Origin of the sequence: Acinetobacter pullicarnis (assembly GCF_006352475.1) — a bacterium.
GTDB lineage: Bacteria > Pseudomonadota > Gammaproteobacteria > Pseudomonadales > Moraxellaceae > Acinetobacter > Acinetobacter pullicarnis.
The window spans coordinates 3,056,447-3,068,714 of the sequence record NZ_VCMZ01000001.1; the positions used below are offsets into that span (position 1 = coordinate 3,056,447).

Here is a 12,268-nt window from a genome sequence, read left to right on the forward strand (position 1 = left end):
CTTTAATAAAAGTAATTACTTAAATAATCACAAATATTGTGACGATCATGATGACGTTAACACGGGTTTAAAGGCATTCAAACGCAGTGCATTGGCCAATACAAATACCGAAGACAATGCCATCGCCCCTGCTGCAAAAATCGGCGAGAGTAATATACCAAAGCTTGGATAGAGCAAGCCTGCAGCCACTGGAATTAAGGCAGCATTATAAATAAATGCCCAGAATAAGTTTTGACGGATATTATCAATGGTGGCCTTGCTCAAAGCGATTGCATTGGGCACACCTTGTAAGTTACCCGACATCAACACCACATCAGCAGCTTCAATCGCAACATCTGTGCCTGTCCCAATGGCTAAACCGACATCCGCTTCTGCCAAAGCAGGTGCATCATTAATCCCATCCCCCACATAGGCAACACGCCCATACTGCTGTTTCAATTTACGTACAGCTTCAACTTTTCCTTCTGGTAAAACCTCAGCAACCACCTCATCAATGTTCAATTGTTTTGCAATCGCTTGTGCAGTATGTCGATTATCACCAGTAATCATCGCCACTTTCAGCCCCAATTGATGCAAGGCTTGAATCGCACTAAAACTGGTTGGCTTAATTGGGTCGGCAACTGCAATAATTGCAGCCAATTGATCATCCATTGCCACATATAAGGGTGTTTTGCCCTCAACCCCAAGTCGTGCCGCGGTATCTGCAAATACACTTGGATCTAAGCCGAGTTTTTGCATAAAGCGATCTGCGCCGACATAGACCAGATGTTCACCAACTTTGGCTTGAATTCCATAACCCGTGACCGAATTAAATTCACTAATCGGTTCTAAAGCTAACTCAAGTTCCTGTGCAGCAAGCACGATGGCCTGTGCGATAGGATGCTCAGACTTAACCTCAACCGCTGCGACTTTCGCAAGCACATCATTACGATCAAAACCATTCACCACATCAAAATCGGTGAGGCTTGGTTTACCGGCCGTCAGTGTGCCTGTTTTATCAACCGCAACCACTTTGGCTTCTTTAAGTAACTGCAAGGCCTCACCCTTACGGAATAACACGCCCATTTCAGCACCACGACCAGTTCCCACCATAATTGAGGTTGGTGTGGCCAAACCCATCGCACATGGGCAAGCAATAATCAGCACCGCCACCGCATTCACCAAGGCGAAGCTTAAAGCGGGTTCAGGCCCAAAAATCAACCAAGTCAAAAAGGTCAACAGCGCCAATAACATCACCACTGGCACAAACCACATGGTAATTTTATCTACCATGGCCTGAATCGGCATTTTTGCGCCTTGGGCTTGTTCAACCATCTGAATAATTTGCGCCAAAACCGAATTATTTCCGACGGTCGTCGCACGAATCCGGATACTTCCCGTTTGATTGACGGTACCGCCAACCACGCCTGCGCCCGCTATTTTTTCAACAGCAATTGGCTCACCCGTAATCATTGACTCATCAATAAAGCTTTGTCCTGAAAGCACTTCACCATCCACTGGCACACGCTCACCCGGACGAATCTCGACCACCATGCCAGACTGTACATCAGCCACAGCAATATCCAGCATACGGCCATCTTGTTCAATACGTGCCGTTTTCGGTTGCATGCCCACCAGATGCTGAATCGCCTGTGAAGTCCGCCCTTTGGCTTTGGCTTCAAAGAAACGCCCCAATAAAATTAGTGCCACAATCACCGCAGCGGCCTCAAAGTACACATTCACCGTGCCTTCGGGCAATACTTGTGGTGCAAAAGTCGCAACCAAGGAATAACAATAGGCGGAGAACGTCCCCACGGCGACCAAAGAGTTCATATCTGGTGCCAAACGCAGCAAGGCTGGAATGCCTTTCTGATAAAAACGACGTCCTGGAAAAACCAAAATCAGGGTGGTTAATACAAACTGAATCAACCAACTGTTATAGGTACCAATGTTATGCATCACCCACTGATGAAAGACGGGTATCAGATGCGACCCCATTTCCAAAATAAACACAGGCAATGCCAAAGCCGTCGCGATGATCAAATCACGTTTTAAATGCTGTAATTCATCTTGTTTTTTATCTTGCTGTTCAGTGTTATTACCTTGATGGATAGTTGCGGTATAGCCTGCGCGTGCCACCGCCTCAATCAAATCGGTGACATTGAGTCCAGCTTTGCCCTGAATCGTGGCTGTTTCCGTAGCCAAATTAACAGAAGCGGTTTGCACACCATCAATGGCTTTTAAGGCCTTTTCCACCCGCCCCACACATGAAGCACAGGTCATGCCTTCAATATGTAGTTCAATCGCAGGTGCCAACACTTGATAACCGGCTTTTTCTACCGCGGCAACCAAATCAGCACGCGAAACCTCGTAATCAAGTTCAACTTGTGCTTTCTCTGTAGCCAAATTCACCGTGGCACGGCGCACACCGGCTACTTTATTCAAGGCTTTTTCTACCCGGCCAACACAAGAGGCACAGGTCATGCCCTCAATGACTAAACTCATGGGCTCAGGTTGCTGCAACTTATAACCAGCACGTTCCACTGCACTAGCGATATCAGTATGTTGCAACGCCTGTTGACTGACGATCAGCGCTTGTTCTGTTGCCAGATTAACGCTCACGGAATCAACCCCATCGATTTTAGCCAAGGCTTTTTCTACCCGACCCACACAGGAGGCACAGGTCATGCCCTCAATACGTACACTTTGACGAAACTCTAAATTTTGATGATTTTGCATGTCTTTCCCCCACCTCTCGTAGGTCGTAGGCGATTTATTAAACTGAGCATAAAGATTGCCATCATAGGAAGGTCAAGTACTCTGGATCATTTTTTTATGCAAGTGCCAAATAACCCATACTGCGGTTATGAAAAATTGATTTTTAACTGATGTTCAGCCCCGAAGCGATCAACGTGGGTATAAAATATGCCATAGCGTCCCACGTAGTATTCCAGCGATTGCTGCTTATAATTCCAAAAAATAGACCATTCTCCAAGATCGAATTCTTCAATCTGACTATGGCATTGTGCTGGCATTTTACCCAAAAACTGTTGTTGAATCTGGGTTGCATCTTCAAAATTTGCTTGGGAAATTCTATTTTCAAAAAGTAACTTGGCGACCTGATCAAAACGCAATTGATTGGCAATGACTTCTTGCGCTTGCGTCGCACTCATCTTGGGGTCTATTTTTTGATAGTTTCTTGCACGATTAAAAAGTTTTGAGGTGGCTTGGCGACTGGGGCTAATTAAAAATTTCAGCTTCGGTCGAGTTAGCCGTCTTCTTAAAAAAAAGACCAAAACCAACACGACTATGATTAGAAAAAGCCACCATTTCAACATACCACACCCTCAATCGACGTATTTTTCATAAGCTGAATATCGATTTTTTGATTTTATTTTTAATCTGAATACCATTGCTTTGGCTTCATTGTATAAGGCGTAGTCGCTGACAGTAAAAATAAAAGTAACAATTAATGTCTAACAGCTCACATTATTTATTTTGATGAAAAGACTGTATTTTTTGAGCAAAACCTTGGCTAACTTGAATTGCAAATCGATCCACATAACGACTATAAATGGCAGCGCAGCACAGCAACGCACATAAAAAAATGAAAATGGCTGCCCAGACGGCAAGTTGCGCATCGACCTGCCAATGGATCAATTGATTTAATACTGGTACACAAACCAAATACAGCAAAGGCAAATGCAGCAGATAAATCGAAAATGACCACTCCCCCAACTTCACTAACCCTTTTTGATCTAGATAGCTGGAAATTTGTGGACTCATTAAAATGCTATACACCAACAACACCCCTGCCAATGCATTGGCATAGTCATAGGTCTTCGTGCCCAACAAAGCAACTAACCACTGATAAGACCCACTATTGTCATGCGTTCCAGCCAAATAAAGCCCACTCAAACCCATCAGGATGGCAACAAACAGCGGTAACTCACGCGCATAGGCATAAATCAACATGCCCAACACAAAGCAGCTTAACCCCAGAAAAACGCCTTCGCTCCAAATCCAATAACTGATACTTAACAACAGCACTGCGGTCAGAAAAAATAACCATTGTTGGTATTGTCTAATCAAGATCAATAAAAACAACAACAGTGAACCGAACAATTCAACCTGCATGGTCCACAACACCCAGTTCACCGAACTTTGTGCAAATAAAAATGAACCGATCGCGCCTTGATATATTGCATCTTTGAGGCTGACCGACTGCGTCAGATAGTGGGCCAACCATGCGCCAACATTTTGTGGATCGACTTGAAAAGACTGAAATAAAAGCCAAGTCAACAGGCAGGAAAACAAAGCCGGAATGGCCAAGCGTGGATAGCGCTTATACAGCATATTTTTGACTTTAGTTTGCAGTTGATTTGCGTGCTTATAAATTGCAAAACTCAAAACATAACCACTGAGCACAAAAAATACATAAACCGCAGCGGTACCCGAAAACCAAAAGCCAAAGGGCGATTGATGTATCCAAGCCATCCAACTGGGTTGCAATGGGCCAACCACATCAAAGGCATGTAAATCTGGGAAAAAGCTTAAACTCAAATGTGAAAATACCACCGCCATACAAGCCAAACCACGGATACTTTCTGCTGCATTCAATTTTTGCATACATGCTTCATCGGACTAGATCGCTCACTTTGTCTCGCTGACTATTTGTTTATAAATTACTTTATTGCAATGAAATGCAAAAATAAAAGTCCCACAGTCGTGGGATCAAATATATTCTAGTCCCGTTTATTCAATATGGGTAATTTTACCCTCAGCATTATGATGCACGGTCATAATTTTTTGCTGACGCGACTGAGTCAAATCCTCAGGATTCAAAGCAAAATAGTCAGCATAATCCTCCACACTATTTTGCTGTAAGGGTTTTACTTTTTTGGCAGAAGCAAAGTTGCTCCATAACCACAATGAAATCGCACAAGCCACTAAAGCAGTAAAACCATTTTCAAGTGCTTTGGTAAAGACCTCAATAAAATGGTTAAACAAATACGGATTTTGTACACCAATAAAGCCAACCACGATCATTAAAGGCCGCCAAAGAAAAATCCAGCCCGCCCAAAGCATTGCTGTCGTTGTATGTGAGACATAACGTTTATGCCAAGGAAGTTGGCGACGTAAATCAATGATCAAAGAGCTTTTTGTCATTTTATTCTTCTCCTTCTCGTTCATCATGTTGACGTATACCACGATCTGGACTCACCCAACGGGCACGTTTTCCACCGCGACGAAATAATACGCTTGGAAAAGCGATAATACTGGCTGAAACTGTAATTAACCAAAAAACGATGGGATACCAGATCATCCAATAATAGTTACGTCCCAGTTTAGGCTCATAACGACTATCCATCCACTTACTTACTGCAAATTGAATTAAACAGGTCGCGCCCAATAAAACCCCAATCCCTGAAGGCAAGAGGGGTGAACTCAATATCGGAGAACCTAAGCCGGGCCAAATTAAATACACCAGCCACATAATCAGCATAATTAACATCAGATATGACCACAGCAAGGTCAGGAATAATTCAATAATCAGCGGCCACAAGTAATTTAACTTGGGTTTCATTAGAATATCGATATTCTTAAGCAGAACTTGCGCACCACCCATTGCCCATCGAAGCCGCTGTTTCCACAAACCACGCAAGCTCTCTGGCATTAATATCCAAACCAAGGCATTCGGTTCAAAATGTACATCCCAACCTGCGCGCTGTAATTTCCAAGTAATATCAATATCTTCAGTTAGCATGTCGGGTGACCAATACCCCACTTCATGTACTGCACTTTTACGAAAAGCAGTGACCACACCCGATACAGTGAATATCCGCCCGAATGTTCGTTGCGCGCGCTTAATCATTCCAACAATAGACGAAAACTCCCCGACTTGTATACGCCCAAGTAAAGTGGAACGGTTGCGAATTCGTGGGTTTCCAGTGACTGCAGCAATTGCCAGATCACGCTGAAAATGCCGCATCATCCAACGTGCCGCATGCGGATCAAGCAAAGCATCCCCATCAATACCAATTAGGAATTCAGCATCAGTCACTAAGCTCCCAGCTTGTAAAGCCATGGCCTTGCCCTGATTTTCGGCCAAATGCACCACACGTAAATTGGCATATTGGCTAGACATGGCATTTAACACGTCAGCAGTATTGTCCGAACTTCCGTCATTGATGGCGATCACTTCAAAATTTGGATAATCAAGGCTCAATGCATGGCTAATGGTTTCCTCTGCATTATAACCTTCATTAAAACAAGGAATCAGAACTGCTACCCGTGGATAATCCTGCAAATCTGGTGGTGCGGTATAAGCAGGCTCACGGCGTTCTTTCCAATAAAAGATCAATGCGCCGAACATCCACAGATAGGACATAAACAAGGGATAGTAAAAAATAAAGTTGAGTAATGACTGCCAAAGGCTCTGAAAAGAAGACATATCCATCATTCCCTATGGAATCAAACGATAAGACTTGCTATCGAACACTTTACGCATTTCTTCAGGATCTGGATGACCTTGGATTGGGTCATCTGGATAATAGCCAACATGTAAAACCCCTTGTTGATACAAAGATTTAATTGTATCGGTCATTTCTGTCGTCGGAATTTTCTCACCTGTGCGCCAATTGACAGCCTGTAATTCAAATACTGCTTTTTTCATGCCCTGTGGCTGCTGTTTAACCCGTTTCACCAAGTTCTGATAAAACTGTTTTGCATCAGGTGCTTGTTCCATATAAGGCATCGCCATGATCGCGGTGAAGTCATATTTTTTCAGTGATTGTTCCAATGATTGCGAATACCAATTTTCAGAATAAGCGGACAATGCCACTTGCGCATACATATTGCGCGCAGTCATTAAAAAGGGTTGATAAAGTCGAACCTCTGCCGCAAGTTCCATTGCAAAGTCATCAATGGTATCGGTTTTCAAGGCGGTCCATTTTTGCAATTTTGCATCATCCTTACGGATTTCAGCAAGGTCCGTCGGCAGTCCATGTTGAGCATAGACCCGCATCGCTTCAGGGCTAGCGTCTTCGTAGTCAGACAAGGTCGCATCATCATGGAATAGAATTCCATTAAAAGGTGTCGATTTTGCCAAATCTTGATAAATGCCTTTAATTACTTGACGTGCTGGTGCTGAAAATGGACTTAAGCGTAAATAGCCCATATTTAAATGCTCACCCGTTTTGCTCTGCTGCGTTACCACTAAATCCTGAGATATTGGATTGTTTTTTGGCAGCTCCCAAGCCAACAATGGCATCCACGCATAGACCCGCCCGACTTGGGTTTGACTCTGAATTTGCCATGCGACGCGGTTAAACAAATCAGCGCGCATCGGCAGATAACGATTGGGGAAATACACCATATCGGCTGAACCATTGGCATCAGGATCAGAGAATGCTTGTAAATAAATGGTATTTACTTTCATTGCACGAATACGGTCCAGCAATAACCCCAGATTTTTTTCTTGTTGTTGCAGATCTGGATCATAAATATAGTCTAGATCGACATGCATAATTTTCTGCGGACGATTGTTATCTCCTAGGTTCATTTGGCGATTTTGAATTTCCTGCGCCAAATTATCCGTGGTCATATTGCCTTCGATTAGAATTCGGTTCATTTGCCCCAATGATTTTTTAATATGATCGGGCCCATCATCTAAGCTAATCGCAATTGGCATACCCAATTTCTTTGCAATATTTATGGTCTGCATATTATAACGACCATAAGGCCAAACCATGACCCGTGGTGAACGTAAGCCATGCGCTTTAAGTACGCTATTATTTTTCTTTAGATCCTTATAGATCCGTGCAGCATAGGCTTTGTCAGATTCGTAGGTTTTTGTTTTAGCGTCATATTCTCGGGTGATGGCTGCTGGCTCAGAGTTCCCCTGCGGATTGCCAATCACACCTCGATGTAAGTTATAGCTATGGCTGCCAATTTCAACCAAGCCGCTGTCTTGCATGGTCTTTAACTCAGTCCAACTGAGCAATTTATTGCGTGCCAATTGATCATCACCAAATTGCACCATACTATTGGCCTTGGGTTCTAACCAAGAACCGACCACGGATAAAACCACGGGGATTTTTCGTGCTTTTAAAATCGGATAAGCATATTGATAAAATGATTGATAGCCATCATCAACCGTTAATAGGACCGGTTTGCTCGGTAGCTGATAGCGACCTTCACTGGCTTTAATCAGTTGATCTACAGTAATAAAATGATAGCCATTTTGTTGCAACCAATCCAAATGCAATTCGAATTGTTGGCTACTCACAGCATAATCAGGAATGATCGCATTGGCATGTGCCACGATTTCATGATATCCAATAACGGTTAAGGTTTTTAAGTCAATCTTGGGGACTTCGACTTCAACTGCCGCTTCTGGTCGATCTTCTGCTATCGCATGCGTAGCAAGCATAGGTAAACAAAGACTGATGCAGATCATCACAGCAGGTGAAAAGTAGCGGCTCAACATAAATTATTTACTCATACATCATTATTTGACGATTGATTAATCTGCCTATTCTTGAGAGGACGCTAGGTGAAGTGGATTTTCCTTGGACCCAGCTGAGCAACTGTTTGAATGGTGGTAATTTAAAAGATGAATATGAAAAAAATCTTAAATTTCGGGACTGATTTTTCATAATTTTAATCTTTTTTTTATAAAAATCAGCGCAAAAATATGTAAGCTTTATAAAATTCACATGATTCAGTAATACCATGTGGCACACTTATCTTTTTTATTATTTAATGCTAAATACAACCATCCGCAGCAACAGGATGAATAATTTAAAGTGGCTTAAAAGGTTTAAACAGCAGCAATCCATTACCCATAACGTTAAGCAATCCCCCACCTAAATACTGCTTACACAGCATTAATTGAGCATCAGATGGTATGCTCAGCGGTGTAAGCAATCTTAATTAAAACCCAGTCACTTATTGGTCACGGGTTTTCACATCAAATAATTCAATTTCAAAGGTCAAATTTGAATTGGCAGGAATGATTTTGCCCATTTTACGTTCACCATAAGCCAAATGCGCAGGCACGATCAATTTACGTTTACCACCGACTTTCATTCCAATGATGCCCTGATCCCAACCTTTAATCACACGGCCTGTTCCAATCACACATTCAAAATACTGACCACGATCGAGTGATGCATCAAACTGGGTCCCATCTTCTAACCAGCCGGTATAATGTGTGGTAATTAAGGCGCCTTTTACTGCTTCTTTGCCAGTTCCAACTTTTAAATCAATAATTTCTAATTCAGTACTCATCTTAACGCTCCAACCTCAACCTATTAAATTTAAGTTCAAACTCATTTTAAGCTCAAGCATTTACTGTATTTGTGTCCATTCAATTAATGCTTGTCCGTGATCTGAGATCAAGTTCCATTCGCCATCTAAAATATTCAATTGCAATTGCATGGTGCGTTGGCACAGTGCTGCAACGGCTTCAGTCGTGGCTTGGGAGAGCTGCCAAACTTGAACATTCGAAAGCGTTTTAATTTTACTTGATTTTTTATACCATTCCGCGACATTACTACCATAACTGACGACAGCCACAGTATTACAACGCGCACTGGCTTTTTTCAGCTTATCTTCATCTGGATAGCCCACCTCAATCCAAGTAACCAATTGCCCGGTAAGATCTTTTTCCCACAATGCTGGCTCACTGGTTTCAAATAAATCTTGGGTAAAGCCCAACTGTTCATTGGCAAAACGAGCAAATGCAAGTAAACGCACCATCATCCGTTCAATGGTTTCAGACGGATGCTGCGCAAGAGTCAACTGATAATCGGTATATTGATGTTGATCCATATCAGCGATGTTTAAGTTTACTTTATAGATTGTTGCTTTTAATGCCATTGGGTCACACTCCTATTTGGCGCTAAGCATATAAGATTTTGCTAAATAAAGGCGACTTCTTCTGCAAGAATCGCTCGCAATCTTTAGTTGATTCGACAGTTCAGCAAGGCTGTTTCAAAACTTTCCCAATCACGTTGACCGGAAATAATAATTTCAATACGATTATCCGGCCCTTCTGGGCAAGACTGATAATTAAATTGTGCAGGATTAAAGTTAAAACTCAACCAACCTTGAGTGGTATAAAAAATTGCTTTAATCCTTAACCAATCTTGCTGTTCACTTAAACAGTCAAATAAAGAATGAAAATCAAAGCACCAACGCTTAGAAAAACGCCACCCAGCCACTGAGTAGTCTTGGTTCGTTTCCGTATAGTGGTAAGGTAGTTGTTGAACTACCGTAGGTATGGCATCTTTCGGCAACAGACGTTGTTGTTGGATCAAGGGCGTTATTTTGCGATTTCGAGGTTTTGAAGCGATATCAAGGTGCTGAAATTCAATCTGACCTTGCTCTACCATCATCCAATCCCTTATTTGGGCCACATAGTCAACTTTTAATTGCTCAAGCGCCTGCAAGTCTTGCGTATTCATGCGATCAATATGCGAAACGACCACCACTTGCGCTGCTTTTAATTGATCTTGATAGAGTTGTTGCTCAGCTAAGGCTTGCTCATGCAGACGAGAACCATCAATCACTGTAATCAGTGCGCGAAGTTCTAAACTCTCCTGCCAGTGCGGCTCACTCAGCTGATCTAACAATTGTGCTGGGTGTCCCAAACCAGTAGGTTCAATAAACAATCGATCAGGACGTAGGTCATGAATTAATCGAGATAAGGCGAGCTGCATGGGAAATTGACTGCTACAGCATAAACAGCCTCCCAATAGTTCTTTCACCACATAGCCGGGTTGTTGAATTAAAAGTTGCTGATCAATGCCAATTTGACCGAACTCATTCATCAATATTGCCCAAGTTTCGTGTTCAGGTTTTTGCGTGAGTAAATGCTGTAATAACGTCGTTTTACCCGCGCCTAAAAATCCAGAAATAATGTGTGTTTTGACCGGTGCCTGAATAACAATTTTCAACTAAATCGCCTCATTTTGTCATGACCTTTTAATAATACTAATGAATGTGCTTGCTATGATCTATTTTTAGCTTTAAAGTCTTAATCTTGATTTAAAACTCCAATAATAGATCATAAGTAATCCAGCACATTATAATGATGTTCTGTAAACACTATGGCTGTCTTTCACCCAAACCTTACATATTTGCACACAATTGGTGCGCGGTTTTTCAGCATCTACTTACACTTATAAAACATAGCAATAGACTCTGTAACTGCTCTGTATCTAGCTCTGTTTCGCTTTGTTGATAAGGTTGCCCTATCTAAATTCAGCACGTAGCATGATTTTCGATCTCCAAGCTTTATTTTTACTTAACCAAAATTTGGTGATCATCACATTTTTAAATAAGGATGCCTACAATGAATTTAGTTAAAACACTACTCGCTACGACACTTGTACTTTCTGCTGCAACTACTTTTGCTGCACCAAATGATCAAGTTGTTCTTGTTGAAGAACAAGCAGTAGAAGCAACCCCTGCAACAGATCAAGCTGCACCTGCAACAGAAGAAATTTCAGCCAGTGTTGTTGCTGAAGAAGTTGAAGTTGACGCAGTTCCACAATAATTGTGGAATGAATGAGGTTTTCCTCATTCCTCACCGCACTTCATTGATGCGGTAATGCAAAAGACCAAGTCATGCTGCGACTTGGTCTTTTGTAGATCAAAATACAATTCATCCAATGCATGCTTGGTTAAAACAATTTAGAGCAAGCATGCTCAGGTCAGAGGATCATTTTAATCAGTCTGCTTGGCGCTCAATTAAGTATTTTTATAGATACTGCATGAAGGATGATGATTGTCTTGCAAACGCGCAGCCTTACGCTGTTCTGCCGCTTCAAAACGACAACGTTTCCACTCATTGTTTAAATCAAGTTCTGGAATTTGCTTTGGCTTGCCCTGCTCATCGACAGCAACCATGGTGAAATAACAGCTATTGGTATGTCGAACAGTCCGTTTTTGAATATTCTGCGCTTCAACACGAATACCAATTTCCATTGAAGTTCGACCAACATGGTTGACACTTGCCAGGAAGGTAACCAACTCACCGACATGAATCGGCTCTTTGAAATTCACTTTATCGACTGACAAGGTCACAACATACGCACCGGAATAGCGGCTCGCGCAAGCATAAGCCACCTGATCCAATAATTTCAGAATTGTGCCACCATGCACGTTCCCAGAAAAATTGGCCATTTCAGGTGTCATAAGCACGGTCATGGCTAATTCTGACTGGTCGTTGTCGATAGGAACAATTTGATCTAAAGGCGCCATCAAAAAAACTCTTTAT

11 protein-coding genes are annotated in these 12,268 nt (G+C 42.3%); 1 reads left to right on the forward strand and 10 read right to left on the reverse strand.

Going from position 1 to position 12,268, the window contains the following annotated elements:
- Positions 1–45 precede the first annotated feature (45 nt).
- From FD716_RS13565 to FD716_RS13605, 9 genes are all read right to left on the reverse strand, one after another.
- Positions 46–2,718: a heavy metal translocating P-type ATPase gene (locus FD716_RS13565; protein WP_139852832.1), complete on the reverse strand. Its 2,673-nt coding sequence runs from the start codon at positions 2,716–2,718 to the stop codon at positions 46–48.
- A 125-nt stretch (positions 2,719–2,843) separates the two neighbouring features.
- Positions 2,844–3,152: a hypothetical protein gene (locus tag FD716_RS13570; protein WP_139852833.1), complete on the reverse strand. Its 309-nt coding sequence runs from the start codon at positions 3,150–3,152 to the stop codon at positions 2,844–2,846.
- Positions 3,153–3,468: 316 nt separating this feature from the next.
- The gene (locus FD716_RS13575; RefSeq protein WP_139852834.1) at positions 3,469–4,608 is read right to left on the reverse strand and encodes an acyltransferase family protein; all 1,140 of its coding nucleotides are present in this window, start codon (positions 4,606–4,608) and stop codon (positions 3,469–3,471) included.
- 126 nt (positions 4,609–4,734) lie between these two features.
- A complete protein-coding gene (gene pgaD / locus FD716_RS13580; protein ID WP_139852835.1) occupies positions 4,735–5,148 on the reverse strand; it encodes a poly-beta-1,6-N-acetyl-D-glucosamine biosynthesis protein PgaD in 414 nt (137 codons plus the stop codon).
- 1 nt (position 5,149) lies between these two features.
- Entirely contained in the window at positions 5,150–6,433 is a 1,284-nt protein-coding gene (gene pgaC, locus FD716_RS13585; protein ID WP_139852836.1) for a poly-beta-1,6-N-acetyl-D-glucosamine synthase, read from the reverse strand.
- Positions 6,434–6,445: 12 nt separating this feature from the next.
- Entirely contained in the window at positions 6,446–8,413 is a 1,968-nt protein-coding gene (gene pgaB, locus FD716_RS13590; RefSeq protein WP_407641934.1) for a poly-beta-1,6-N-acetyl-D-glucosamine N-deacetylase PgaB, read from the reverse strand.
- A 518-nt stretch (positions 8,414–8,931) separates the two neighbouring features.
- Positions 8,932–9,273: an FKBP-type peptidyl-prolyl cis-trans isomerase gene (locus tag FD716_RS13595; RefSeq protein ID WP_139852838.1), complete on the reverse strand. Its 342-nt coding sequence runs from the start codon at positions 9,271–9,273 to the stop codon at positions 8,932–8,934.
- A gap of 60 nt (positions 9,274–9,333) precedes the next feature.
- On the reverse strand, positions 9,334–9,864 hold the full coding sequence (locus FD716_RS13600) for a YaeQ family protein (RefSeq protein WP_139852839.1): 531 nt from the start codon (positions 9,862–9,864) through the stop codon (positions 9,334–9,336).
- An 83-nt stretch (positions 9,865–9,947) separates the two neighbouring features.
- Positions 9,948–10,943, reverse strand: a complete 996-nt coding sequence (locus FD716_RS13605; RefSeq protein WP_139852840.1) for a CobW family GTP-binding protein — start codon at positions 10,941–10,943, stop codon at positions 9,948–9,950.
- Between the two features lie 398 nt (positions 10,944–11,341).
- Between FD716_RS13605 and FD716_RS13610 the strand changes: the two genes are divergently transcribed.
- Entirely contained in the window at positions 11,342–11,545 is a 204-nt protein-coding gene (locus tag FD716_RS13610; protein ID WP_139852841.1) for a hypothetical protein, read from the forward strand.
- Positions 11,546–11,739: 194 nt separating this feature from the next.
- On the opposite strand, the gene FD716_RS13615 is transcribed toward FD716_RS13610, so the two are convergent.
- The gene (locus FD716_RS13615) at positions 11,740–12,252 is read right to left on the reverse strand and encodes an acyl-CoA thioesterase (protein WP_139852842.1); all 513 of its coding nucleotides are present in this window, start codon (positions 12,250–12,252) and stop codon (positions 11,740–11,742) included.
- Positions 12,253–12,268 lie beyond the last annotated feature (16 nt).